Origin of the sequence: Geobacter sp. FeAm09 (assembly GCF_008330225.1) — a bacterium.
GTDB lineage: Bacteria > Desulfobacterota > Desulfuromonadia > Geobacterales > Pseudopelobacteraceae > Oryzomonas.
In genome coordinates this window covers 2,373,594-2,400,001 of sequence record NZ_CP042466.1, presented here as the reverse complement: position 1 = coordinate 2,400,001, position 26,408 = coordinate 2,373,594, and the positions used below count along the sequence as shown (strand labels likewise).

Below are 26,408 nucleotides of genomic sequence, written 5' to 3'. Positions count from 1 at the left end.
ACGGCCTGAACCGCGGCCGGCGCGGCCAAAAAACGTGAGTGAGAGTACCGACCTATGGGAAACGATGCAGCAACATACGAGAACTATTCGAACAATACGGACACCTCGCCATCATTAGTGCTGTTGATGATCTGTTTTTACATCTTCCTCTATATCGAGCGGCCCTGGGAGTCTATCTCGGTTCTTCATGGCTTCCCCATAGAGCGCACGTTTGCCGTCATCATGATACTGGTCGCGTTTCTGAGCAACCGTTTCAAGATAGTGGCATCGCCGACCAATAAATGGATTTACGGCCTTCTCGCCCTGCACTTCATCCTGTCCCCGTTCGCTTTCAAGACCGGGGATGCCGTTGACCAGGGGATCGAATATGGGAAGATGGTCATCCTCTATATGCTGATGCTGGCGACCGTGGATGATGAAGACTCGCTCCGGGTGCTGGTAAAGGGCTTCGTTTTTGCCATGTTCATCTATGTCCTGCATTCTTTGTGGGAGTACCACAACGGCCGCCATTTTTTCCGGATGGGCATCCACCGCATGATCGGCGTCGACAGCACGAACAACGACCCGAACTCCTTCGGCGGCAGCGTGGTGCTTTCGCTGCCCTTTGTCTATGCCTTGCTGCGCACCGAGAAGAAGCTGGCATATCGTTGGAGCTATTACTGCTATTTCGGCATGGCCGTACTGTGTGTCGTGCTGACGGGGTCCCGCACCTCTTCCGTCGCCCTGCTGTTCACCGTTTTACTGCTCGGCCTTGCGCAAAAGGGGAAAAGGAAAATTGTCGCCCTGGCAATCGCTGCGTTGGCCGTCTGCGTTTTGTGGACCGTCATGCCGGATGAAAAGCAGGAGCGGATCAGAACCCTCTGGGATAAGGACGCAGGTCCGGCCAATGCGCATGAATCGGCCGAAGGACGGCTTGAGGGGTTTGAAGTCAGTTTGAAAATGTTTGCCCGGGAGCCGCTGACCGGCGTGGGGGCCGGAGAGAAAAACTTTATCGGCTACAGGATGGTGAACCGGATCGATAAGGCCGGACACGAGTCTCCGACCGCCTCCCATATTCTGTACGGCGAAGTACTGTCCGAGCTGGGCCTGTTCGGGGCGATCGTTTTCCTTGGCTTGCTCGGTTCAATAGTCAGGTGCTGCACGCGGGTTCGGTCACATTTGCTTGAGGCCGGTTTGGATACGGGCTTTTCCTATTTATTGGGAGGGGCAATCATCGCCTGCCTGCTGTTGTTGCTCATATTTGGCATCGGCGGCCATAATTTTTATCGCCCCCATTGGCTTTGGCTGGCTGCCTGGTCCGGGATATTGGTGAAAATCTCATTTCCCCGAGTTGAGTCCTAAAAAACGACCTGGAAGGCTCTTGTGAAAAGTACTGCCCCTGAAGGCAACGACAAAACCGTAAAAGTTCCCAAGGTGACGGTAATCATTGCCGTCTATAATCAGGAACGCTATGTCGCCCAGACAATTGAAAGCGCCCTGGCGCAACGGTACGACGATTATGCGATCATTGCCGTTGATGACGGCTCCACGGACCGTTCCGCGGAAATCATCGACGCCTATGCCGGCAGAATCAGGATTCTGCGTCACGAGGACCACGGGAATCACGGCCAGGCCGCGGCCTTGAACCTGGGATTGCTGCATGCCGAGTCGGAATATATCGCTTTTTTGGATAACGATGACCTCTGGCACCCGGACAAACTGCGCAAGCAGGTGGAGATATTGGAGCGGAACCAGGACGTGGGACTGGTCTATACGAACGGCCAGGTCATAGGTCCGGATAACACGACGCTCTACCCGCTGTTTGCCGAGGACCACCGTGAAACCAACCGCTTGGCAAATGTCCTGCTGGATTGTTATATCCGTACGCCCTCACTGGTGATGGTGCGAAGAAGCCTGTTGCAGGCAGTAGGACCATTTACCGTGGGGATTGTTCCCGACCAGGACATGTGGGTGAGGATCAAGGAACGCTCCGATTTCTTTTACCTGAATGAGAAATTGACGTATTACCGGCAGCATCCTGAGCAGTTAAGCATTACAAAATGTAGCAAAATGTGGGAAGACTCGCTGGTTGTGTTAAAGAGTGCCATGGAACGCTACCCTTATCCTGCATGGGTGCGCAGAAAAAGGCTTGCGGTCATTCATTACCGTCTTGGTGCCTTTTGCCTGCAGGCGAAGATTTATCACAAGGCGATATGGCACTTCGTGCGGTCCTGCTGGTACGACCCGGTCAGAGCCGCAAAATGTATCCTGCTCTCGAGGAAGGGATAATGGAAAAGAATGTGTTGATCGTTGCGCGCTGGCCCCTTGGGGGGATCAGAACGTATATGCGCTACCTCTTCCGCTACTTGCCGGCCCATTACCGCTTGACGCTCCTGGCATCCCAAACCCATGAAGATGCCGCGCTCGCGAATGACGTGGAGGAGTATCGCGCCCGTTTGATTATTGTTCGGGAAGCCGACACCAAGGGCCTTGTCAGTGCCGCGTTTCGGGAATTGAGAACAAACCGCTACGACGTGATCCTCAGTCAGGGGTTTATCTCTGCCGTGGCTGTTTCCCTGGCGAACCTGTTTTTTCGTGTTCCCCAGATCGTCACCATACATGGCATCCTTGAACCCAAATATCTTACCGGGCGCCTGGGGTGGCTGAAGCACTTTCTTTTGCGAAAAATGATCGGCCGCATTACGGTGCTGTACGCCGTAAGCAACGACATCCTCAGCCATCTGCATGAACAGTTCCCCGAGTTGGCACATAATGGTCAAAGATCGATCGTCATCCCCAACGGCATTGAATTGGGGGCACTCGAACATCTGCCGGCAAGCCCGATCGACCTGCGCGCCGAGTTCGGGATCGATGACGCAACGTTCTTGCTAGGTTTTTTCGGGCGGTTTATGCCGCAGAAGGGGTTTGATTTACTTGTTGAAGCTGTCCGCATGCTGAAAAAACAGCAGTATGGCCGGAAATTTGCGGTCGTCGCCGTCGGCTCCGGAGACTACCTGAAGGAGTACCGGGCAAAGATTCGTGAACTGGACCTGGAACCCTGCTTCCATTTCCTGCCGTTTCAATCGGAAGTTTGCCATCTTTATGCCCAGATCAACGCCATCGTCATGCCCTCGCGCTGGGAGGCAAGCGGCCTTCTCGCCATGGAGGCGCTCTGCACCGGCACGCCTCTTGTCGCCGCAGACTGCATAGGGCTCCGGGAAACGGTCCATGATACACCGGCGATGGTATTTGCTTCCGAAAACGTGGGTGCTCTTGCCGATGCCCTCCGGAAAAGTATTGATGAGCCAAGAACGGACGAGTTCCAGCGTTTCGTCCCGTTGGCCCGTTCCCGGTACGATGTCCGCGCTTCGGCACAGCAGCTGGCTCAACTCTTGGACAGCATACGTTAGCCAAATGAGCCTTTTTGAGGGAGCCGTGAGAAAAAAACTTATACTCAACTCGTTTTCTGGAACAACGCTCTACCTGATTAACGTTGTCGTTGCGTTCATCATGAGCCCCGTTCTCATCAGGGCACTGGGCAACCGCGATTACGGTTTGTGGGAACTGGTTATGAGCGTTATCGGCTATATGGGACTGCTGGACCTGGGCATCGGTCCCGCATTGATTCGATTCGTCTCTGTCGCCGACGGCAAACAGGATCGCAGCGACCTGCAACAAACCATAAGCACGGCATTTGCCTTTTTCATCGTGGCCGGCGGTCTGGCACTGGTGTTGTTTGCTGCGCTGGGCTACTACCCCCGAATCATCACCGGCAACGATACAAAGGATATTGCAAATCTCAGCACGGTCTTTCTGCTCTTTGGCCTGGATGCAAGCATAATGTTTCCTTTGCAGGTTTTCACCGCCACTTTGATGGGCCTGCAGCGACATTATCTGATCAACAGTGCCAGGGGAATACTGACTATAGTGCGCGCGTTGTTGACGTTCTATCTTTTGCAGCGCTACGCGGGTAACGGGCTGATAGTGCTTGCCCTGCTGGAGCCGATCTTTTGCCTGATACAATTTGCGTTTTTCTCTGCAGCAATTGTGTGCGACAACAGTATTCCGAGGATGACCTTCCGAGCAGTTACCTGGCGCAAGCTGCACGAGCTTTTCACGTTTGGCGCCAAAAGTGCCACCATGCTGGTCGCATCACGCCTGCAAAACCAGAGTGTTCCCCTGATAATCGGCAATGTGATAGGCTTGGGGCAGATTGTCTATTTCGTAATGCCGAACCGTCTCATCGACTATGCGAAGGGGGTTTCACAGGCGCTTGGACTGCCGTTGATCCCGTATTTCGGAGCCTCCATCGGGAGAAACGATCGTGATGAGCTGCTGAAGTCATGGTTCAGCACTACCTTGGCACTGCAGGTGGTATCGCTGGCCATGCCTGTGGCCATCTTCTTTTACGGAGAGTCTTTCCTGGCCATTTGGATCGGACAGGAATATGCCAGCGCCGGCCGCGGGGTCATGCATTTTCTCTTGCTTGGTTTGCTGGCAGATTCGCTTGCCATCAACGCCAGCCGGATACTGGTCGCCCAGGGGATACATGGCAAAAATGCCGTCATTTGGCTCGTGCTGTCGATACTGAGCATCCCCGTGGGGATTGGCGGGGCGTCGGCATGGGGGGTTACGGGGGTCGTCATGGGGACGACCATGGTCATGGTGGTCGGCAACATCGTTACGGTTCTGCTTGCCTGCTCTGCCATGAAGATATCATTGCAGATCTATTTCAAAGAGACATTGATGCACCTGGTACTGCCCCTGTTGCTGCTGTTCATTGTAATGCAGGCGTTTACCCTGTTGTACCCGGTGAAAAGTTACCCCAACCTCCTGGCGCAGGTTCTGTTGGCAGGATGCATCTACGTCACGGCCATCTGGTGCTTTACGCTGGATGACGGCATGAAGGCAAAGCTGTTGGAACGCATCAGAAGCATAATGCCGCAAGGGGTGTAGCCGCAGGTGACGCGGTCGATAGCCATCGGGGAAAGGGGCCGTATGAAGCAAATAATTCTTGTGGCACTGCTTGCAGGCATGTGCGGGTGCGCGGGCGGAAGGGCCTCGCAGGGGGTACTTGCCAGTGGCGGGGGATACGGCGGAGCCGGTGCAAGCCCCTACGGCAGCAACGCAGCCACGATTGCCGCCCGCCAATATGTAACCAGAACGGTGCATATTGCCGGCGGGCACCTCACCGCTCCCTATGTTGCCAACACCCCAAACTGCGAATACATCCTGGACGCTGACATAAGCGCCGACAGCACCGCGATCGTAATCGGCGCTTCCTATGTCATCATCAACCTGAACGGGCACACCATCAGGTACAACCAAGTGTCCCCGGGCGATGGCATACGCACCGTCAATTATAATTTTCACGACGTTGGGATAATCAATGGCCGGATAATTCAGGGGAGGGCACAGTCCTCCGGTGCGGCCTACGGACTGGGCAACAACCCCATTCAGACAAAGTACTGCGGCGTGACCAGGCTGCAGGTCGCCGACATCTCTGCGCAGTACGGCGGCAAAGACGTTGCCGGTTTCCATTTGGGCGGTGACTATGTGACGGTGGAAAAATGCACCGTCGAAGATACGTACCGCTATGGGACCGTTATTGATCGCCATGTGGGAAATGCCGCAATAAAATGCTGGGGAAGTTTCAGCACAATCAGAAACAATACCATCATCACGACACGCCAACAAGGCATAGCCTCGAACTACAGCACGTTGGCTGAAGGCAATGTTATTGGCATCAGGAGCATATGTACCAATTCCATCGGTATAAGCGTGGGAGCGAATTCCACAATTAGAAACAACGCCATAACAGGCGTTGGCGAGCATCCGATAGGCATCGAAGTCGGCAGCTCAACGCCCAAGGGCTTCTCGAATGATCCTGCCGAGGTCGATCCAACCTATGTGCCGATGGATGCCGCGCACCTGGATGGCTATGTCCACGATGTGGAAATATACGGCAACACCATCGATGTCAGGGTCACGGGGCTGGGCACCGAATATGCCGGCGGAGCATATCCTGGCCCGGCAACCTGGGTGCGGGGCGACAATGCCGTCGGCATAAGGAGTACGACGGGCATAGTCAATCTCAACGCCCATGACAACACCATTACGGTTCATAGTGACGCGAACTTTATCGGCACATGGTCGCCTACCGGAGAGCCGGTGACAATGGGCGCCGGCGCCAGGGGCCTCATGCTGGGGCTTCGGTGGAATGACCACAGCGCCACCTTCAGCAACAACACGATTGTGGCAAACGATAAAGACGGCACGGGGTATGCCGTGGGAATAGCCGTCGATGCCAACATAGACAACCGGTACTGGTATGCGGATCGCAGCGCTGCCCGGCGCCCCGATTTTCACCCTGACCTGAGAATCTATGGCAATACGGTCACCAGTAACGGCATGAATCTTTCCCTGTGCGACGAGTATGGCCCCGCCGACGGTTTTCCGCTGATTTACCGGAATACCTTCATCAAATCAGGCGAATTCGCCTCATACGTCACATCCGGTACCGGCTACGGCTGCTACGATCACGCCACGGGGATTCTTCTTTCGAACAGCTATCGGAACGGCTCCGCGGAGAACAATTTCAACTTCAATTTCGATGCCCTGTCCGACCGCAACTCCTATAGGGGCAGGGCCATCATCTTCGGCCGCCTGATGGCAGGCACGGTTAAGGATGCCGGGAACAGGCCGCTGCCCAATATCCGCACAACCGTATATCCCGGTGCTGTTTCGAGTTTTGGCGTCCAGCTTACATCGGTCAGCGATTCTGCCGGTGCCGCTCCCCTTTACGTGTATGACTATGAACTGAATAATGCCGGTGGTACCAGTGGCAAGGCAGCGCCGGTAAAAGTGGTATACCGGCCCCATACCGTCAGCCTTTACGATGCGGCGGCAAAGCGGAGCATGTTTACGACCAATGCTGATCCTTCGCCTGCCGCGTGGGATCATGTAAGTAGCAGCGGGACATTCGTTTTGACTGGTGCGGGCGGATCGGTGACGATAGCGAACTAGCCGTGTAATTAATTTGTCATTAATGGAGTTTTCATATGAGCTTGTCCGGGTTGTTTGTCAGAAAAGTTATCGCTCCGCTCTGGGCAATCAAGGAGGGGACTCCGTATCTCAGGCATCTGAAGGCATTGGAGGGGAGCAAACAACGCCCCGTGGAAGAGGTACAGGCCGAGCAGTTGCAACGGTTGAGAAGGCTTCTCGTCCATGCAGCCGCACATACGGATTTTTACCGCGAACGGCTTTCCTCTGTCATGGAACGGCCGGAAACGGCGACCTGGGAGCAATTCGCGCAGATTCCCCTCTTGACCAAGGATGACATCAGGTCGAACAAGGAGCGGATGGTTGCCCGCACTGTTCCGCCTGACCGCTTGATTCCGGTCAAAACATCCGGCTCCACCGGGGTTTCCCTCGATCTTTTCATCGACGAGGACAGCGCGCAATGGAAACGGGCCGTTACCATCACCTATGACCGTTGGGCCGGGTGGGATCTGGGCGAGCGGGTCGGCGCCATCTGGGGCAATCCGGACAATCGGGCGAACTGGCGCATGTACCTGCGGAACGTGCTGCTGACGCGCTATGAATATCTCGACACGCTGAAAATGGATGAAAGGGAGATGCTCCGCTATCACCGCATTTTGCGGAGAAAGCCCCCGGTCATTCTCTTCGGCCATGCCCACTCGCTTTTTCTGTTCGCACGGTTTATCCAGCAGAAAGGGCTTCCCGCCATCACCCCCCGCGGCATTATCAGCACCTGCATGGTACTGCACGACTTCGAGCGCGCCACCATAGAGAAGGTCTTCGGTTGCCGGGTGACCAACCGCTACGGCTGCGAGGAGGTCAGCCTCATCGCCTGCGAGTGCCCGGAAGGGAACATGCACCTGAACGGCGATACCCTGATCGTCGAGTTCATACGCGACGGCAAGCCCGCGAAGCCGGGAGAAGCCGGGGCGATCGTGGTCACCGATCTTACCAACTACGGCATGCCGTTCATCCGCTACAAGGTCGGCGATGTCGGCATCCCGTCCGACGGGACGACATGCGCGTGCGGCTGTACCTACCCGGTGATGGAGTCGTTGGAGGGCCGGGTGGCCGACTATGTCGTCACCCCTGACGGCAACTACATCTCCGGCATCTCCCTCACGGAAAATTTCGCCATGCACCTGCCGGGCGTCAAACAGATGCAGATTGTGCAGGAGAAAATCGATTTCCTGGTGTTTCGTATCGTCAGGGGCGCTCTCTTCTCCGAACGGACCGTTGCGGACATCGACAGGCTGGCGGCAGAGCGTTTCGGAAGCCGCATGGCGTACGAGATCGAGTATGTCGATTCCATTCAGTCGGAGCGTTCCGGAAAGTATCGCTTCTGCATTTCCAAATTGCCAAATCCATTCTCCTGAATCCGAATCGTCACTTCCTGTGACGTAAATCACAACACATCCGGCGCAAATGGTCTAGGGTTATATCAAAAGATAGCTAGACTGTTTTCGAACAGGTAAACCCAGGGTAACCTGGGGACACAAAGCCACGGGTCCTTGTTGCTGCATGAGGATGGCCGGGTTGGCGAAAAAACAGGCTCTACCAGAAATGGTGGCCTGTTTTTTTTTGGAGTGAAGGGAAGCAGAAAGAGCTGTTTTAGAAACGGTAAACCATGGGTAACCATGGGACACAAAGCCACGGGTCCTTGGGAATGAAGGATAGCCGGGCTGCCAACGAAACAGTGCGCACCTCCGATTGGGGTGGCCTGTTTTAGCAAGCCACTGGGAGGTGGGCAATGAGCAACACACTGGTTTCGAAAGTACGCAACTCTTTATTCCCGGCACTTGTTCTGGCCTTCTCGCTGGTTTCCGTATCCTTCGCCGCTACCGGCAACAACACCGCCACCATAACTGCCCGCCAGTACGTGACCAATACCGTGCATATCACCGGCGGGCATTTCACCACCCCCTATATCGCCGGCACCGCCAATACCGAATACATCCTGGACAGCGATATCAGCGCGGACAGTGCCGCAATCCAGATTACGGCCCCCTACGTGGTCATCAATCTGAATGGCCATACGATCACCTACAACCAGGTGTCCACCGGCAACGGCATCGAGACGACGGCGTACAACCTCCATGACATCGCCGTCACGTACGGCCAGATCATCCAGGGCACGGCACTGTCGGCAGGGGGAAGCTACGGGCTCGGCAACAACCCCATATCGACCAAGTACAAAGGCGCTGACAGAACACAAATAGCAGGCATTTACGCAAAATACGGCGGCCAGGACGTGGGGGGCTTCCAACTGGGCGGCGATTACGTGACGGTTGAAAACTCCACCGTTGAGGATGTCTACAATTATGGTACGGTGACGGACCGTCATTCCGGCATCTCGGCCATCCATTTGTGGGGATGGTATGGGACCGTGAGAAACAACACCATCATCAATACGCGTGACAAGGGTGTCGAAGCCGGTTACACGAGCAATGTCTACGGCAACACTATCAGTATCCTCAGCATATGCACCAATTCGGTCGGCATCGGCATCAGCTCCAATTCCAAGATTTACAATAACACTATCGTCGGCAGAGGCGAGATGCCCGTCGGGATCGCCCTCGGCAGCTCCACGCCAAAAGGGTTTGTGACCGACCCCGCGGAGATTGACGCAACATACGTCCCCCAGGATGTGAACAACCCCAATGGCTACAACCACGATATCGAGGTGTACGGCAACACTATCGATGTCCAGGTGACAAGGCTCGGCGTGGAATATAGCGGCGGCGTTTACCCGGGCGCTTCAACGTGGTCGGATTCAGGCGTATGGGCGGTTGGTATTCGCAGCACCACCGGCATTGTCAATCTGTCCGTGCATGACAATACCATTACCGCTACCGGCAATTACAACTTTCAGGGCACGTGGTCGCCTACCGGCCAGGCGGTCACCATGGGGTCCATGGCCAAGGGGATAATGCTCGGGCTCAGGTGGAGCGGGCATAGCGCCAGCATTTACAACAATACGGTCACCGCTTTGGACAACGACGGAACCGGTTCGGCCATCGGCATCTCCATCTGCGCCAACATCGACAACAGATATTTTTACACCGATCCCAGCCAACCCCGCAGGTCGGATTTTCATCCCAACCTGGCCGTTTATGGCAACACGGTGACAAGCAACATTTTGAACCTCGCGCTGGGTGATGATTATGGCCCGTCCGACGGTTTCCCCCTGGTGTACCGGAATACGTTCATCAAGTCCGGCAGCTACAGCCGCTACCACACCATAGGCGTCGGATATGGGACCTACTACGAAATCAGCACCGGCCTCCTCCTGTCCAACGTCTACCAGAACGGCGCAGCGGAAAGCGATCTGGGCTTCAATTTCGACAGCCTGTCGAACGGCAATGCATACCGGGGCAAAGCCGTCATCTTCGGCCGCCTGATGTCTGGCACGGTCAAGGATACCGGAAGCAACCTGCTGCCCAACATCCGCACCACCGTTTATACCGGCACAACTTCCAGTTTCGGCGTGCAACTCGCCACGGTCACCGATGCCACCGGCGCCGCTCCGCTCTATGTTTATGACTATGAATTGAACAATGCCGGCGGCACCACGGGAAAGGCGACGCCGACAACCGTGACCTACCGGCCCCATACCAACGATCTTTACAATCTGGCGACGAGCCAGGATATGTTCACGACAACGCCTGACACCTCAGCAAGCTCGTGGGATGCCGTGACCAGCAGCGGAACCTATACTCTTGTGGGAACCGGCGGGTCGATTACGATTTCGGCCGCATCGGGGACGGGAACCACTACAACGGATACGACTGCTCCGGCGATTGCCATAACGGCGCCTGCCGCCGGCGCCACCGTCAGCGGTAATGTCTCGGTGACGGTAAACACGTCCGACAATGTCGGCGTAGCCAAAGTCGAATACTATGTAAACGGCACCCTCCTGACGACAACGACCAGTTCACCTTACAGCTATACCTGGAATACCGCCTCCGTAAGCAACGGCTCCTCTACGCTGTCCGCCAAGGCCTATGACGCGGCCGGCAATGTGGGAACCTCCACAAGCGTTGCCGTAACGGTGAGCAACGCGGTCGCCGACACCACCGTTCCCACTGCCGCTTTAACGGCACCCACCAGCAATGCTACGGTCAGTGGCACCGTCACCGTGACCGCCACTGCTTCCGACAATGTCGGCGTCAGCAGAGTCGATTTCTACGTCAACGGTACCTTGCGCGCTTCGGTGAACAGCTCGCCCTACAGCTTCAGCTGGAACACGACGGCAGACGCGAACGGCTCGTACTCCCTGTATGCAAAAGCCTACGATGCCGCCGGCAACAGCGCCGCCACATCGACCATAACCGTAACAGTGAACAACGTCGTGGCCGACACGACCGCCCCGACGGTTTCGGCCTTCAGTATCCCGGCGACGGCCACCTCGCTGACGGTCGCCGTCTCTTCCTTCACCGCCACCGACAACGTGGCCGTGACCGGCTACCTGGTGACCGAGAGCGCCACCGCCCCGTCGGCCAGCGCCACCGGGTGGAGCAGCAAGGCCCCTGCCTCGTTCACCTTCTCGGCCGCCGGCAGCAAGACCGCCTACGCCTGGGCCAAGGACGCCGCGGGCAACGTCTCGGCCGCCAAGAGCGGCAGCGTAACCATCACCCTGGCGGATACGACCGCCCCGACGGTTTCGGCCTTCAGCATCCCGGCGACTGCCACCTCGCTGACGGTCGCCGTCTCTTCCTTCGCCGCCACCGATAACGTGGCCGTGACCGGCTACCTGGTAACCGAGAGCGCCACCGCCCCGTCGGCCAGTGCCACCGGGTGGAGCAGCACGGTTCCGACCTCGTTCACCTTCTCGGCCGCCGGCAGCAAGACCGCCTACGCCTGGGCCAAGGATGCCGCGGGCAACGTCTCGGCCGCCAGGAGCGGCAGCGTAACCATCACCCTGGCGACGACGACCACCACCAGCTACACGGTCAGCGATGCCTTGCTGGCGCTGCGGATTGCCAGCGGCAAGGTCACCCCGACGTCAGCCCAACTGTCGAGTCTGGATGTCGCCCCCGTGGTCAACGGCCAGTCGGTTCCGGATGGTACGATCAACACGGGAGACGTTATCGTGATCATGTCGAAGATAGTTGGAAAGACGATCTTGTAAATCAGACACGCATGTAATAGATTGGCAGATGTTATGAAGAGGGCGGCTTTGCAAAAGTCGCCCTCTTCTCTATGGACTTTACGGGAGGGACCGTGAAATCGCTCAACATAATATCTTCCATCGTGATCGGTATTCAGATGATGTTTCTGGCGGGCTGTGGTGGCGGCGGGAGTGGGGGAAGCGGCGATGGCGGGAGCACGACGAAAACAGCGACGCTTGTTTTCTCATCCTATAGCGCCAATGCCCAGATTGCCGGTTTTGATCTGACGGTATACCTGCCGCAGGAGGCGAGCATCAAGACAACGGCCAGTGACCCGGAAGTGCCGCTTTCCACGGCTGTCTACCTGTCCGGCCAATTTTCCGGTTCGACGCTGGATTATGAAAACGGCGTCAGGTACTCAAGCGCATCCCATAAACTGACCATCAGTTATCCGAGCATATCCAGTTACGGGTTGGGGGAGTTCCTGACGATCAAGTGCGATGTACCGGTGGGGTATGTGCCCAATAGCAGCTTCGTCAACTACAGCGCACATTTCTTTTCCGCCCGCGGGGGGGGCTGGATGGTGTGTATGCAAGGGCAACGTTCAGGTAGCCGCTTGCCGTTCAGGCGCTTCTGGGCCGCAAATAGAATGCCTTGGTCAACAGAATCGACTTGTTGTCCAGGGCCTGAATCATGGCATCCCTTTCCAGCTTGTTCAAAATCCTCGTTACCGTTTCCCGTGCGACTGACGCATAGCTGGCGATCTGCTGGTGCGTCAGTTTCGCATTGATGATGGTGCCCCGGTCGTCCATAACCCCATACAAGTCCTGCAACCTGTCAAGTACCGCCAGCACTCGGTGTTCGGCATTGTCGAAGCTCAATATCTTGATCATTGCCCAGGAATCGCGGAGCCGGTCGCACAATAGGCCGATTATCTTGTGGCGGGTGGCGTCGTTATTGAGGACGAAGCGTTCGAAATCCTCCTTGGACAGGAGCCCGATGATGGCATCCTCGTAGGCAATGACGGTGGCCGGAGATGTCTTGCCGTCGAGCAGGGCCATCTCGCCGAAGAAGTCGTTCTTCTTGTGGATGCTGATGATCTGTTCCTTGCCTTCTTCATTGATCTTGACGACCCGCACCTTGCCGGAGTAGACGATATACATGTACTTGGCGGTGTCTTCTTCGAAAAGCACGATCTGGTTTTTTGCATAGTGCTTTTTGACGATAAGACTTTCGATCAGGTTTATCTCTTCCGGGGAAAGGCCCGAGAAAAAAGGTATGTTCTTGATTATGTTGCCGTCAGGCTTCTGCCGTTGGTTTGTTTTCCAGATCATTTGGGAACCTCGCCTATGGTCTCGGGGATCACCATTCGCTTGCATGTCGGGGGCCTTGGGCTTTTGCCGTTCTCGTCGGCGCGTGCTTTTGCACGTTCTTCTCCTCCCCGGAAGGGGGAGGAAATGTGCAAATGCATTTACTACTTAATTAAGCTAATCTAAAATACGACGCTCTAATAATATCATTTTTCCATCGTTTGGCAACTGTTCCGTGAATCCTATCTGTTGTAATAATCTAAGACTTCTGTATTATACAGAAAAATTGCGATTTTAATGTGCAACCGTCTGGGCGAGGATAAATGGGGCCGGTAAACGGAAAATCAATACCCGTCAGCCTTTCATGCAAGGGATAAAGCCTGTTGCTGCACGCAGTCGCCTGGTGCCGTGCCTTGCCTGGGGGTACCTCGTGTTCGTCATGGCGACATGGCTTGCCGTCTTTCTCGGCGGCGACCGGTGGTGGCCGGCTACGGTATTCCTGTTCAGCCCGCGGTGGTTTGTTTCCCTCCCGCTCATGGTCATGGTGCCGTTGGCTGCCTGGGCGAACAGGCGTAGTCTCATGCCGCTGTTTGCGGCGGCTGTCATTATCTTTGGCCCCCTGATGGGGTTGTGCCTGCCGCTGCCACAGGCCAAAAGCGTGCCGGGACCGGTCCTCCGGGTACTCACGTGCAATGTTCAGACCGGTGATTTCAACGCTGCGGCGCTTTCCGCACTTATCAGGGACAGCGGGGCGGATATCGTTGCCTTGCAGGAGTGCCCCCCCGAGTTCAGGATCGCCTTGCCCCGGGAGTGGCAGAGCGTTCAGGACGGGGAGCTGGTTGTCCTCGCGCGATACCCTTTGCAAAAAAGCGGATCACTGCAGGCTCTCCATCCTCCTCACCAGTGGCCGCGCACCTGTCTTCTCCAATGCGTCATAACGGTCCCATGGGGCAAGGTCGCCTTCAATACGGTCCATCTGCCCAGCCCACGCTACGGCCTGCAAACAATACTTGACCGGACCACGCTTTTCAGTCTATCCCGTAAGGGGCTCCTCATCGAGGAAACCGCGCACCGGAAGCGCGTTGCCCGGGAGGCGCAACGGGCCGTTGCCCAGTCGCCGCTGCCCGTCATCGTCGCCGGTGATTTCAACATGCCTGCCGACAGCACGATCTACCGCGACGTGTGGGGGCGCTATGCCAATGCCTTCTCTGAAAAAGGGACCGGATACGGCAGGACGGAGTTTGCGTCGATGCGCGGCATAAAGGTCGGCGTCCGTATCGACCACATACTGGCCGGCAACGGCCTGGGCATACGTGTCTGTGAAACCGGTCCCGATGTGGGATCGGACCATCTCCCGTTGATCGCGGACATCGGCGGGCACAGGTGACCTGAAAGCAGTGCTGATTGGCAGGGGGGCGCTTCTGCCGATAATCGGAGACCAGCGGTATGACATTTACCGAAGCGTGCAAACAGTACAAGGTGCATTTCCTGATCGTCCTCCCTTTGCTTGTGGGGCTCTATTACTCGGTCGTGCCCGACATGGTCAGGGACTGGGCCAGGGACGACAACTATTCCCACGGGTTCCTCGTCCCGTTCATCGCCGGATATTTTCTCTGGCAACGGTGGCCCGGCTTCAAAGATCGGCACGTCAGCCCGAATGTCTGGGGCTTGGGGGTGCTCGCCCTGGGGGGGGCGCAACTGCTGGTGGCCTGGCTGGCGACGGAATACTTTACCATGCGCTCCTCCCTGATAATCATCGTGGCGGGGCTCGTGCTTTTCTGGTTTGGCCGGGACATCCTGAAATGGCTGGCTTTGCCTCTGGGGTACCTGATCTTCATGGTGCCGATCCCCTACATTATCTACGATATGCTGGCGTTCCCGCTGAAGCTTTTCGTCACGAAGGTTTCGGTCGAATTCCTGCGCCTTGTCGGCGTCACCGTATTGCGGGAAGGGAACATCATCATGTTTCCGACCACAACCCTCGAGGTGGCCGACGCGTGCAGCGGGATCCGTTCGCTCATGTCCCTGCTCGCGCTGGCGGTCGCCTACGCCTTTTTCGTGCAGACGTCGAATGTCCGGCGGTGGATCATCATCGTCGCAGCGGTGCCGGTCGCCATTGCCACAAACGCTCTGCGGGTCATCGTTACCGGTATTCTGGCCCAATGGTGGGGGGCAAAGGCGGCGGAAGGTTTTTTCCACGAATTCGCCGGAATGGTGGTCTTCCTGCTGGCGATTGTGCTCCTGGTGGCGGTGGGGGCTCTGGTAAAGGGGCGGCCGGAAAATGGCGAGGGACCGGCCGGTCGGCCGCCCGGCCCGGCCGCCGTCGCCGAACCGGCGCCCGCTCCTCGTCTTCGAAGCTATTATGCCGTGTTCCTCCTGCTGGTGGGCGTGGCGCTTTATATAAACGTTCATAGCGATGTCTCGGTGCCCCCAATCCGCCCCTTGAGCGAGTTTCCGACGCAGGTGAAGGCCTGGCGGATGGCGGGGCAGGCCGAGTTCAGCGCCGACGTTCTCAGCGTGCTTAAGCCGACGGATTATACCTACCGCCAGTACGCGGATGCCGACGGCAGGGTCGTGGGGCTTTACATCGGCTTTCATGGCGGCGGCAAGGAGAGCGGGGGGATACACTCTCCCCGGAATTGCCTGCCGGGAAGCGGCTGGTATGAAGTATCCACAAAGCGCGGCACCCTGGATATTCCTGCCGGAGGGAGCATCAAGCTGGTGCGGAGCATCTACCAGAAAGGCGAAAACAAGGAACTGTTTCTCTATTGGTTCCAGGCCCGGGGCCATTCGATGAATGACGAATTTTCCCTCAAGCTGGCTGAAATGGCCGGTTCATTGCTGTACCGGCGCCGTGACACCTCGTTCATCCGGGTCTCCGTGCCGTTCGAAAATGATGAGGCAGCGGCGATTTCCCGCGGGGAACAGTTTGTGCGCGACATTGGACCGACGATCCAGGAGTTTCTTCCCCGGTAACTCATTCCGCCAATCCAGGAAAGGAAGTTGAAAAATCATGACACGCGATCGCATCATTTCCGTTGTGGGGCTCGGTTACGTTGGGCTGCCGGTGGCGGTGGCCTTCGGCAAGGTACGGAAGACGGTTGGCTTTGATATCAATCCGGCCCGCATACGGGAACTCCGGCAGGGGCATGACAGAACCGGCGAAGTTTCGCGCGACGAGTTGGCGGCGGCGGATATTCTTTTTACCGACGCCATTGGCGAGCTTGCCTCGGCGGATTTTCATATCGTTGCCGTGCCGACGCCGGTGGATGACGCCAACCAGCCGGATCTCACGCTGCTCTACAGGGCTTCGGAAACGGTCGGCAAGGCGCTGAAGCGCGGCGACATCGTCGTGTATGAATCGACGGTGTATCCCGGGGTGACCGAGGAGGAGTGCGTGCCGGTCCTGGAGCGGGCTTCCGGGCTCCGCTGCGGGGCCGATTTCACGGTGGGCTACAGTCCCGAGCGTATCAACCCCGGAGACAAGGAACACACGTTCACCCGGATCAAGAAGATCGTTTCCGGACAGGATGCCGCTACCCTTGAGACTGTCGCAAATGTTTACGGTTCGGTGGTGACGGCAGGGGTCCACCGGGCCGCCTCCATCAAGGTGGCGGAAGCGGCCAAGGTCATCGAAAACACCCAGCGCGATCTCAATATCGCCCTGATGAACGAATTGGCACTCATCTTCGACCGCATGGGGATCGACACCAACGACGTGCTGGAGGCGGCAGGCACCAAGTGGAACTTTCTGAAGTTCAGGCCGGGGCTGGTCGGCGGGCACTGCATCGGCGTCGATCCGTACTACCTGACCCATAAGGCGGAAAAGATCGGCTATATTCCCCAGGTAATCCTGTCGGGGCGCAGGATCAACGACGGCATGGGAAAGTTCATCGCCCAGCGGACGGTGAAGGAGATGATCCGCGCCGGCCACAGCGTTCTGGGGAGCGTGGTGACGGTCTTGGGGCTCACCTTCAAGGAGGACTGTCCGGATCTGCGCAACTCCAAGGTGATCGACATCATCAGGGAACTGCAGGATTACGGAATCTGCGTCCAGATCTGCGACCCCCTTGCCGATGCCGGTGAAGCGGCCCATGAGTACGGCCTCCAACTGACTGCCCCGGACGACCTCAAGCCGGCAGTCGCCGTTGTGGCCGCGGTGGCCCACCAGGAGTACCGGCAATGGACGCCAGGGGATATGTGCCGGCTCATGGGCAGGAACCCGGTGCTCATCGACGTAAAGGGGATGTACGATCACCGGGCGCTGGCAGCAGCAGGAGTCCGGGTCTGGAGACTCTAGGAGCGTTGGGGAGGCCCTGGTGGCCTCCCGCTCTCCGGGGATCAGCCGCACCTCACGATTGTGCCGTGGTGACGGCTGTCAATGTCGGCCGGTCTGCGCGGTGGCTGAGAACCGGAAATCCGCCGTGGGCTCCATAATCATCCAAGGTCACCAATCCCCCCGACTACGATGAATACCCCCACGGGGGCGTCATCCGCACCGCCAATCGTTTCACCGGCACCTGTCCCCGTGCCATTCCCCCGCCTTGCAACGGCGCCTCGCCACAGAGACCTTTCCGGCAATCACACCATGGAGCCATGATTTCCCCCCGAGGGAATGTGCACTTCTCCCTTTCTGTCGATCTTCTTTACAAACGCCTGTTTCGATAGATGTTCGAAAAATATAATGTAGTAAAAACAGCATTTTGTTGTGTTGGCATGAAATCTGTATTTTCTTCAGCAATTTGAAAATTCAGGCAGATATTAAGAGTGACATCTTCATAAAAAGGAGAACAGACATGAAACGGATCGCCCTCGTTCTAGCTCTTATCGCATCGTTGGCTATTGGCCAGGCCGCACATGCAGCAACATATACCGACACAAGTTTGAACTGGGATACGTGGACCGCAACTTCCAATAATAGCGCGGATCCGTATGGCAGCCCGGATATCGCGTCCACCACCGTGACCATGGATACCAGCAAGCTGTTGAACATTACCTTCAATTTGAACAGCTACAACTTCAACATTGCTTCCGGCGACCTCTTCATCGATGCCGGCGCCGACGGAACCTGGGACTACGTCGTCAGGGCGCTGGGCACAAGTTTGAACGGCACTTACTCCCTTGGGCTTTATGCGATCAACGTCGCCCTGCACGATACGACCGCCTATACCATGTCATCCGATGGCGGCTTGCCTGCCACTTACTACCGCGCCGGCGTTCCGGTGGGGCTGGCGACCACGCCGAGTCTGGCTTCGCTGCTGGGCTATGTCACCTATTCGGCGGGTACGACGGCAATCTCGTTTGATTTCAGTAGCCTGTCCGACCTGTTGCTGCTGACCTCCAACTACATCATCGGTTACGAAGTGACCTGCGGCAACGACGTCATTTACCAGGAAGTTCCCGTTCCCGAACCGGGCACGATGGCTCTTTTCGGTGCCGGCATACTCTGCCTGGTGGTTTACGGCAAGCGCCGGATGGGCAAATCGGCATAAGTTGTTTCCCAATCCACCAGCCTGAGAAAAAGGCGATGCTCATACTAGGCATCGCCTTTTTTGTCGGTAAGGTTTGCACTGCCATCTTCAGCGATGAAACGGCGTAGCCGGTGGTATAAGGGAGTTGGTATTTTGGCCTGTTTGTGCTACATCACTGTGTAAAGTCTGAGGCAGAAGAACGGATGCGAGGCGGCATGAAAACACGGTGAGTACGTTGACATGGATGTGCGACTGATATGGTTCATATGGGTAATGTAATCGTTTCAACAGCAGCAATTATTACCTTGCTGACCGGCGGAGGGTATGTTCTTTATAATAACCGCTCCCGTGCCGGCCTGTCTCTTTTTGCCGCCCTGACCGTCACCGCCCTGCTGGACCTGTTCGACCTGCTGTCGCTTGCCCTGCCCGCAGATGCTTTTTTCTGGAAAAAATATGCACTGACAGCGGAATCACTCCTCCCCCCGTTCTGGATTCTCTGCAGTCTCACCTTTGCCCGCCGGTCGGGTCCCTGGAAGGTCGGCCTGATGCTCAAGGTGGCCATCGCTTCCACCTTTCTGTTTTCCGTACTGCCCCAGGTGCTCCCTCTTAATGCCTTTTTTTACGCCCCCGATTTCCCGGGCGAACGGCTGCTCTTTCTTGGCAATGCCGGTTTTTTCTTTTATATCGGGGTTATGGCCTGTCTGGTGGTTGCACTTGTCAATTTTGAAGCTACACTTACCAACGCCTCCCCCGAGGCGCTCTGGAAGATCAAATTTGAACTGATCGGCCTCGGTACCATACTGGCGGTGCAGATATTCTATTACAGCCAGGCTTTGCTCTACCGGTCGCTGAATATGAACTACCTGCCGCTGCGCTCCTTCATGTATCTGGTCGCGGCTGCACTCATGGCCTATTCGCTCGTGTGCCGTCGCGGCAACGTGCGCATCCAGGTTTCCCGCCAGGTCGCCTTCAAATCGGTTGTCCTGTTTGCCGTGGGGGTCTATCTGGTCGCCCTCGGCCTTTTGGGCGAAGGGATGAAATACCTCGGGGGCGCTTTCCCCCGCACGATGACCATCACGCTCGCATTCCTGGCCGGCATCGCCCTGCTGATCCTGCTCCTCTCCGAGCGGGTCAAGCGGGAGGTCAAGGTCGTACTGCATAAAAATTTCTATCAGAACAAACACGACTATCGGACCCAGTGGCTCCGCTTTACCGAACAACTTTCCACCTCCCGGTCGGGCGAGGAACTTCTTCAGCGGATACTTGCGGCCTACTGCGACATCTTCGGGATCGAGGGAGCCACCCTGTTTCTTTACGAAGAGGAACAGGGTGGGTACTGTGCCCGGGCATACTATGAAATGGACCCGATGCCTGTCACGATCACCCCGGATAACCCGCTGGTCGGATTCATGGGGGAGCGGGCCTGGGTTGTTAACGTGAAGGATGCCGCCCCGGAAATCGTTGACGAGAACGGGCGTTTTTTCGTCGAAAACAATATCTCCTTCATTGTCCCCCTCTTCGACGGCGAACGTATCGAAGGGTTCATCACCTTGGGGCGGGTGATCAAGCAGGATGAGGTCTATATCTACGAAGATTACGATTTGATGAAAACCATTGCCCGCCAGGCTTCCCAGGCCATACTGCATCAACGGCTTTCGGACGAGATCGCACAAGCGCGCGAAATGGAGGCTATCGGCAATGTTGCCACATTCGTGGTGCATGATCTGAAAAACCTTGTGGCAACCCTTTCCCTCATCGTCGACAATGCCGCAAAGTATATGCAAAACCCTGATTTTCAGAAGGATATGTTGACATCGCTGGGCAATACCGCGGAAAAGATGCGGGTTTTGATCGGCAGGTTGAAGAATTTGGGGGACAAGAATCTGTTGAACCTGCATCCTGTCGATCTTTTGGAACTGGTGGACAGGACCGCGCACCTGGTGGCGGGTGGCAGAATCACGGTGTCGGGCAATAACGAAAAGGTCATCGCGGATGGCGGAGAGATTCAGAAGGTCGTGATGAACCTGCTGATCAACGCCGTGGAAGCGTCGGATCGGGAACAGCCGATACACGCCGAGATCGACGACAAGGAGGGAATGCCCTACATACGGATTTCCGATCAGGGGTGCGGCATGTCGGATCATTACCTGCGCACCAAACTGTTCAAGCCTTTTAAAACAACCAAGAAGCAGGGGCTTGGCATTGGCCTGTATCAATGCCGCAAAATAGTTGAGAGCCACGGTGGAAGGATCGAGGTCAGCAGTCTGGAAGGAAGCGGCTCGGTTTTTACGGTGTGGTTTCCCGCGGCTACAGAAATGAGGCCGGAGGGGCGTGTCGATTCCGTGTGAAAAGGAACAGCCTATGGAAAATATCTTGATCGTCGATGATAACCCGGATATCCGCCAGCAGCTCAAGTGGGGATTGGGCGAGGAGTACGAGATCCTGCTGGCCGGTGACGGCTCTCAGGGGCTTGCCGCCTTCAAGAAGCATCAGCCGGGCGTGGTGATTCTCGACCTGGGGCTCCCGCCCCACGAGGATTCCTCCGTAGAGGGATTTCGTTGCCTCGCGGAGATGCTGGATCACAACCCGAACGCCAAAATAATCATGCTGACCGGCAACAGCGAGCGGGAAAACGCCTTGCAGGCCATTCAGATGGGAGCCTACGATTTCTACCCCAAACCGCCGGTGCTCAGCGAACTCAAGGTGATCATCGGCCGCGCCCTGCACCTGGCCAACATCGAAGAGCAGAATCGCACCCTGCAGCGTTCCCTGGAGCAGAAATCAACGGTTGCCGGCGGCATCATCGGCCAATGCGCGGAAATGCAGATGGTGTACACCACGATCAAAAAGGTTGCGTCGTCCGATGTGCCCGTCCTGATAACGGGGGAGAGCGGTACGGGAAAAGAGTTGGTTGCGCGCGCGATTCAGGAGGCGAGCCTCCGCAAGGGCGGCCCGTTCATCCCGATCAACTGCGGGGCGATCCCGGAAAACCTGCTGGAGTCCGAGTTCTTCGGACATGAAAAGGGGGCCTTCACCGGCGCGCACACGACGGTCCAGGGGAAGCTCCAATACGCCCATAAGGGGACACTTTTTCTGGATGAAATCGGCGAGCTCCCGGTCAACCTCCAGGTCAAACTGCTGCGCTTTCTTCAGGAAGGCACCATACAGCGGGTCGGGGGCAGGGAGGATATCCAGGTGGATGCCCGGACGATTTGCGCCACCAACGTGGATATTGCCAAAGCGATCAACGAGGGAAAGTTCAGGGAAGACCTTTATTACCGGATCGGCGTCATCACGATTGCCCTGCCTCCGCTCCGGGAACGGGGAGACGATATCCTCCTGCTGGCCCACTATTACCTGCGGCTGTTTAATGATGAACACAAGAAGAGGGTCCGCCGTTTTGGCGCGGCAGCCATAAATTTTCTCAAGGGCTATGAATGGCCGGGAAATGTACGCGAACTGAGGAACCGGGTTCAAAGGGCGGTCATCATGAGCGACTCCTCGGCCATCGAACCGGCCGATCTCGGCTGCAACAGCAGTGTGCCGGCCCAGTCTGAACCGCCCCGGGATGTCACGTCTCTCAGGGACGCCCGGGACAGGGCGGAGCGGGAGGTCATCTCGGCGGCCATCGAGCGCCAGCACGGCAATATCCTGAAGGCCGCCGAGGAGTTGGAGGTCAGCAGGCCGACCCTGTATGACCTGTTGAAGAAACATAATTTTATCGACAGCGGCCGAAAAGGGGAAGCGGGGCTCGGCGAACAGTGACCCTACCGCGCACCGCGGCCTTTGTCCGCTACCTGCCTTTTGCCGTATTCATGGCGTTCATCGGCCTCGATGAACTCCTGCGCCTGGGCGCAGACAAAGGCGTCGTGCATCTCGCCGAAACCTCCCTCTACTATCTCTATCCGGTAAAGGCCCTGACCGTGGCCGTTCTGCTCTACCGGTACCGGAAAGAATACACGGAAATTTCGCTCAAGGATCTGGCGAACGTACCCGTTACCCTTGCCGCCTGTGGCGTGGGGCTCTTGGTGTTCGCATTGTGGATTCGCATGGACTGGGCGCTGGGCGCTTCCGGAGCGCCAAAGGGGTTCGACCCCGGTCTGCTGCCGGGCAGGGGGCTCCAGCTTGCCATGACGGCCTTCAGGGTTGGCGGCGCCGTCCTGGTCGTTCCGATCATGGAGGAACTTTTCTGGCGTTCGTTCCTCATCCGCTACATCATCGATACGCACTTCGCAGATGTCCCCCTCGGCCGCTTTACCTGGGGCTCCTTCCTGGCGACGGTCCTGCTGTTTGGTTTCGAGCACCATTTCGTCTTTGCCGGGATGATGGCGGGGGCCATCTACAATGTCCTTCTCTACCGGACCCGAAGCCTGGCCCAGTGCATCCTCTCCCATGCGGTCACCAACCTTGCCCTTGCCATCTATGTCATCTACAGCGGCACGTGGTATTTCTGGTGAAAGCGGCTTTCGTCTGCGCCAGCCGCATGACGAGAGGGCTTGTCGAAAAGTTTTACACCCATTTCCCGATCCCCTGTCTATCTCCAGAATGCCCCGCACCACGACCTTCACCGGCCCCCCGATGGTCACGCCTCACGTGAACGGTGTTTTTTCGGCACAAGAGCGCTGCCGCCATGGGGAGCGCATTGCGTTTTGCCTTGCCGTCTGCCGGGGTTAAATGCTAATTTAGGCGCAATTTCTCAAAGAATCACGGGAGGCTTTTTGTGAGTGTGTTCCGCTACCTGACCGCGGGAGAATCCCATGGGCCGCAACTGACGGCCATTATCGAAGGTCTTCCGGCCGGGGCCCGGCTTGCCGCCGACGGCATCAACCGGGACTTGGCGCGTCGCCAGCAAGGTTACGGCCGCGGCGACCGGATGAAGATCGAAACGGATACGGCTGCCATTCTGTCGGGCGTACGCTGGGGTGAAACCCTAGGGTCCCCGGTGACGCTGGTGGTGCGCAACCGCGACTGGGAAAACTGGCAGGAGAAGATGTCGCCCTTGGCGGAGCATCGGGAGGAGGGCGGTGCGGTGACCCGTCCCCGGCCCGGACATGCCGACCTGACCGGGGCGCTGAAGTACGGACACGATGATGTGCGCAATATCCTGGAGCGCTCCAGCGCCCGCGAAACGGCCGTGCGCGTTGCCGTGGGCGCCGTGGCGAAGGCCTTGCTGCGCGAGTTCGGCATTACGGTCGGCGGATTCGTGACCGAGGTGGGGGGGATCGCGGCGCAGCAGCCCGACCGGCCGCTGGAGGAATTGTGGGGTGTGGCCGCGCAGTCGGAGCTCTTCTGCTGCGACCGCGAAGCGGAGGTGGAAATGAAGCGCCTGATCGACTTCACCAAGGCCGATGGCGATACCCTGGGAGGGGTGGTGGAGGTGCAGGTCATCGGCGTGCCTCCCGGCCTTGGCAGCCATGTCCAGTGGGATCGCAAGCTGGATGCCCGCCTGGCCATGGCGCTCATGAGTATCCAGGCCATCAAGGGGGTCGAGGTGGGCATCGGTTTCGACGCCGCCCGCCGTCCGGGGTCCCGCGTGCACGACGAACTGTTCCGGGACGGGGAGCGTCCCGGCCAGGGAGCCGCCACCGCCTATTATCGCCCGACCAACAACGCCGGCGGCATCGAGGGGGGCATGTCCAACGGTGAAACCATCGTGCTCAGGGCGGCCATGAAGCCGATTCCGACTCTCTACAAACCGCTCCGCTCCGTGGATATGCAGACCTATGAGCCCTACGAGGCGGCGGTGGAACGCTCCGACACCTGTGCCGTGCCGGCGGCCCTGGTGGTGGCCGAGGCGGTCGTGGCCATCGAGATCGCCAATGCTTTCCTGGAAAAATTCGGCGGCGATTCCATCACCGAGGTCCGGCGCAACTATGAGGGGTATCGGGTGCAGATACGCAATGCTTGACCGGCCGCTCATCCTCACCGGCTTCATGGGGGCGGGCAAAAGCAGTGTCGGGCGGCTGCTGGCCGCCAGGCTCGCGTGCCCCTTCATCGATCTGGATGCCGAGGTTGTCGCCCTGGCGGGCCGCTCCATCAACGAAATCTTTGCCAAGGACGGGGAGGCGGCCTTCCGCGTCCTGGAGAGTGCGTGCCTGGAGCAAGCCCTGCGCCGGGGAAAGGCGGTGATCGCCACCGGCGGCGGTGCGGTCATTGCCGAGGCAAACCGTGCCCTGATGCGGGCATCCGGGGTGGTGGTCAATCTGACCGCCCCGTTTGAGCTGATCATGGAGCGTCTTTCCGGCGCCCGGGACCGGCCGCTGTATGCCGGCGACGACCCGGCAAAACGCGCAAAGCTGCTCATGGAGCAGCGGGAACAATTTTATGGCGACGCCGATATTAGAATTGACACGGATGGGAAATCCGTGGAAGATGTGGCGGCAGTGATTCTGGGGTATTTAAGGGGTTTGGCAGCGTGAGCGTAGTGACCGTCAGCCTGGGGGAAAGCAGGTACGACATCCGGATCGGAAGCGGCTCGCTGCCGACGCTTGGGCAAAGCTGCTCCTCCCAGGGGCTGACCGGCCGGGCGGCGATCATCACGAATCCGACGGTGAATGCCCTGTACGGCGATACGGTACGCCGCTCACTGGCCGATGCCGGCTATCCGGTCACGCTGATCGAAATGCCCGATGGCGAAGAGTTCAAGAATGCCGCCACGCTGGGTAGTGTCTACGACGCCCTGATCGCGGCGGGCATGGACCGGAAATCGTTCATAGTCGCCCTCGGCGGCGGCGTGGTGGGCGACCTGGCCGGTTTCGCCGCGGCGACGTTCATGCGCGGCATACCGTTCGTCCAGGTGCCGACGACCCTCTTGGCCCAGGTGGACAGCAGCGTCGGCGGCAAGACCGCCATCGACCACCCCCAGGGCAAGAACCTGATCGGCGCCTTTTACCAGCCCCGGTTGGTGCTCATCGACGTGGACACCCTGACGACGCTGCCGCAACGTGAATATCGCGCCGGCCTTGCCGAGGTCGTCAAGTACGGCGTCGCCATCGACGGGCCTTTTTTCGAATATCTGGAGCACCACGTGGACGCGCTTTTGGCGATGGAGCGTGCGTGTCTCATGGCGATTATCCGCCGCTGTTGCGAATTGAAGGCCCAGGTGGTCGAGCTTGACGAAAAAGAGGCCGGCCTGCGCGAGGCGCTCAATTACGGCCATACGCTGGGGCATGCCCTGGAAACCCAGGCCGGCTACCGCAGCCTGGTGCATGGCGAAGCGGTGGCGATCGGCATGGTGCTGGCGGCGCGTATCTGCGCCCTGCGGGGGGAATGCGGCGATGGCGATGTGGCCAGGATAACGGCGCTTCTCGGCAGCCTCGGATTATCCGTCACGCCGCCGGCGGTCGAGCGGGCGCGGCTGCTGGATGCCTTGCACAAAGACAAAAAGAGCCGGGCGGGGGCCATCAACTTCATCTGCAATCAGGGGATCGGCAAGTATACCGTTGCACAACTTTCACCGGAAGAATTACTTGCGTTAAGCGGGCTGGGGGTGTGAT

At 57.8% G+C, this 26,408-nt stretch carries 18 protein-coding genes and 2 riboswitches; of the genes, 17 read left to right on the top strand and 1 reads right to left on the bottom strand.

The genetic code is table 11. The annotated features are described in order from the left end of the window. Positions 1 to 54 precede the first annotated feature (54 nt). The 7 genes from FO488_RS11160 (at position 55) to FO488_RS11130 (ending at position 12,151) form a co-directional block, all read left to right on the top strand. Positions 55 to 1,341, top strand: coding sequence for an O-antigen ligase (locus FO488_RS11160; RefSeq protein ID WP_149210629.1), 1,287 nt, complete (start codon positions 55 to 57; stop codon positions 1,339 to 1,341). 21 nt (positions 1,342 to 1,362) lie between these two features. Next, on the top strand, positions 1,363 to 2,268 hold the full coding sequence (locus FO488_RS11155; RefSeq protein WP_149210628.1) for a glycosyltransferase: 906 nt from the start codon (positions 1,363 to 1,365) through the stop codon (positions 2,266 to 2,268). Next, positions 2,268 to 3,389, top strand: coding sequence for a glycosyltransferase family 4 protein (locus FO488_RS11150; protein WP_168205989.1), 1,122 nt, complete (start codon positions 2,268 to 2,270; stop codon positions 3,387 to 3,389). Before FO488_RS11155 ends, FO488_RS11150 begins: the two co-directional genes overlap by 1 nt. Positions 3,390 to 3,414: 25 nt before the next feature. After that, a complete protein-coding gene (locus FO488_RS11145; protein ID WP_149210626.1) occupies positions 3,415 to 4,935 on the top strand; it encodes a lipopolysaccharide biosynthesis protein in 1,521 nt (506 codons plus the stop codon). Positions 4,936 to 4,977: 42 nt separating this feature from the next. Continuing rightward, entirely contained in the window at positions 4,978 to 7,005 is a 2,028-nt protein-coding gene (locus tag FO488_RS11140) for a hypothetical protein (RefSeq protein ID WP_149210625.1), read from the top strand. 35 nt (positions 7,006 to 7,040) lie between these two features. Next, on the top strand, positions 7,041 to 8,396 hold the full coding sequence (locus FO488_RS11135; protein ID WP_149210624.1) for a phenylacetate--CoA ligase family protein: 1,356 nt from the start codon (positions 7,041 to 7,043) through the stop codon (positions 8,394 to 8,396). Positions 8,397 to 8,480: 84 nt separating this feature from the next. Next, a riboswitch (cyclic di-GMP riboswitch) is annotated at positions 8,481 to 8,564 on the top strand. 65 nt (positions 8,565 to 8,629) lie between these two features. Further along, positions 8,630 to 8,710: riboswitch (cyclic di-GMP riboswitch) on the top strand. Positions 8,711 to 8,770: 60 nt separating this feature from the next. Then, on the top strand, positions 8,771 to 12,151 hold the full coding sequence (locus tag FO488_RS11130; RefSeq protein ID WP_149210623.1) for an Ig-like domain-containing protein: 3,381 nt from the start codon (positions 8,771 to 8,773) through the stop codon (positions 12,149 to 12,151). Between the two features lie 603 nt (positions 12,152 to 12,754). On the opposite strand, the gene FO488_RS11125 is transcribed toward FO488_RS11130, so the two are convergent. Continuing rightward, positions 12,755 to 13,465: a Crp/Fnr family transcriptional regulator gene (locus FO488_RS11125; RefSeq protein WP_149210622.1), complete on the bottom strand. Its 711-nt coding sequence runs from the start codon at positions 13,463 to 13,465 to the stop codon at positions 12,755 to 12,757. A gap of 379 nt (positions 13,466 to 13,844) precedes the next feature. Between FO488_RS11125 and FO488_RS11120 the strand changes: the two genes are divergently transcribed. From FO488_RS11120 to aroB, 10 genes are all read left to right on the top strand, one after another. After that, the gene (locus FO488_RS11120) at positions 13,845 to 14,828 is read left to right on the top strand and encodes an endonuclease/exonuclease/phosphatase family protein (RefSeq protein ID WP_168205988.1); all 984 of its coding nucleotides are present in this window, start codon (positions 13,845 to 13,847) and stop codon (positions 14,826 to 14,828) included. 59 nt (positions 14,829 to 14,887) lie between these two features. Further along, the gene (gene xrtA / locus FO488_RS20000) at positions 14,888 to 16,417 is read left to right on the top strand and encodes an exosortase A (protein ID WP_240731867.1); all 1,530 of its coding nucleotides are present in this window, start codon (positions 14,888 to 14,890) and stop codon (positions 16,415 to 16,417) included. Positions 16,418 to 16,454: 37 nt separating this feature from the next. Beyond that, complete coding sequence (locus FO488_RS11110; protein WP_149210620.1) at positions 16,455 to 17,741, top strand: nucleotide sugar dehydrogenase; 1,287 nt, start codon at positions 16,455 to 16,457, stop codon at positions 17,739 to 17,741. Between the two features lie 496 nt (positions 17,742 to 18,237). Next, positions 18,238 to 18,933, top strand: a complete 696-nt coding sequence (locus FO488_RS11105) for a PEP-CTERM sorting domain-containing protein (RefSeq protein WP_149210619.1) — start codon at positions 18,238 to 18,240, stop codon at positions 18,931 to 18,933. A 284-nt stretch (positions 18,934 to 19,217) separates the two neighbouring features. Then, positions 19,218 to 21,260 (top strand): XrtA/PEP-CTERM system histidine kinase PrsK, encoded by a 2,043-nt coding sequence (gene prsK / locus FO488_RS11100; protein WP_205743261.1) that lies wholly within the window; start codon positions 19,218 to 19,220, stop codon positions 21,258 to 21,260. 13 nt (positions 21,261 to 21,273) lie between these two features. Continuing rightward, a complete protein-coding gene (gene prsR, locus FO488_RS11095; protein WP_149210617.1) occupies positions 21,274 to 22,677 on the top strand; it encodes a PEP-CTERM-box response regulator transcription factor in 1,404 nt (467 codons plus the stop codon). After that, a complete protein-coding gene (locus FO488_RS11090; protein WP_240731865.1) occupies positions 22,674 to 23,369 on the top strand; it encodes a CAAX prenyl protease-related protein in 696 nt (231 codons plus the stop codon). Before prsR ends, FO488_RS11090 begins: the two co-directional genes overlap by 4 nt. Before the next feature lie 269 nt (positions 23,370 to 23,638). Beyond that, positions 23,639 to 24,820 carry a chorismate synthase gene (aroC, locus tag FO488_RS11085; protein ID WP_149212163.1) on the top strand — a complete coding sequence of 394 codons (1,182 nt, stop codon included), beginning with the start codon at positions 23,639 to 23,641 and terminating at the stop codon, positions 24,818 to 24,820. Beyond that, entirely contained in the window at positions 24,813 to 25,331 is a 519-nt protein-coding gene (locus FO488_RS11080; RefSeq protein WP_240731863.1) for a shikimate kinase, read from the top strand. Before aroC ends, FO488_RS11080 begins: the two co-directional genes overlap by 8 nt. Next, on the top strand, positions 25,328 to 26,407 hold the full coding sequence (gene aroB, locus FO488_RS11075; protein WP_149210615.1) for a 3-dehydroquinate synthase: 1,080 nt from the start codon (positions 25,328 to 25,330) through the stop codon (positions 26,405 to 26,407). Before FO488_RS11080 ends, aroB begins: the two co-directional genes overlap by 4 nt. Position 26,408 lies beyond the last annotated feature (1 nt).

Bases quoted from the DNA above. Each gene is read 5' to 3' on its own strand.
- FO488_RS11105 (WP_149210619.1), top strand. From the start codon at position 18,238: ATGAAACGGATCGCCCTCGTTCTAGCTCTTATCGCATCGTTGGCTATT.
- FO488_RS11135 (WP_149210624.1), top strand. From the start codon at position 7,041: ATGAGCTTGTCCGGGTTGTTTGTCAGAAAAGTTATCGCTCCGCTCTGG.
- xrtA (WP_240731867.1), top strand. From the start codon at position 14,888: ATGACATTTACCGAAGCGTGCAAACAGTACAAGGTGCATTTCCTGATC.
- FO488_RS11080 (WP_240731863.1), top strand. From the start codon at position 24,813: ATGCTTGACCGGCCGCTCATCCTCACCGGCTTCATGGGGGCGGGCAAA.
- FO488_RS11110 (WP_149210620.1), top strand. From the start codon at position 16,455: ATGACACGCGATCGCATCATTTCCGTTGTGGGGCTCGGTTACGTTGGG.
- FO488_RS11160 (WP_149210629.1), top strand. From the start codon at position 55: ATGGGAAACGATGCAGCAACATACGAGAACTATTCGAACAATACGGAC.
- FO488_RS11150 (WP_168205989.1), top strand. From the start codon at position 2,268: ATGGAAAAGAATGTGTTGATCGTTGCGCGCTGGCCCCTTGGGGGGATC.
- prsR (WP_149210617.1), top strand. From the start codon at position 21,274: ATGGAAAATATCTTGATCGTCGATGATAACCCGGATATCCGCCAGCAG.
- FO488_RS11125 (WP_149210622.1), bottom strand. From the start codon at position 13,465: ATGATCTGGAAAACAAACCAACGGCAGAAGCCTGACGGCAACATAATC.
- FO488_RS11140 (WP_149210625.1), top strand. From the start codon at position 4,978: ATGAAGCAAATAATTCTTGTGGCACTGCTTGCAGGCATGTGCGGGTGC.
- FO488_RS11130 (WP_149210623.1), top strand. From the start codon at position 8,771: ATGAGCAACACACTGGTTTCGAAAGTACGCAACTCTTTATTCCCGGCA.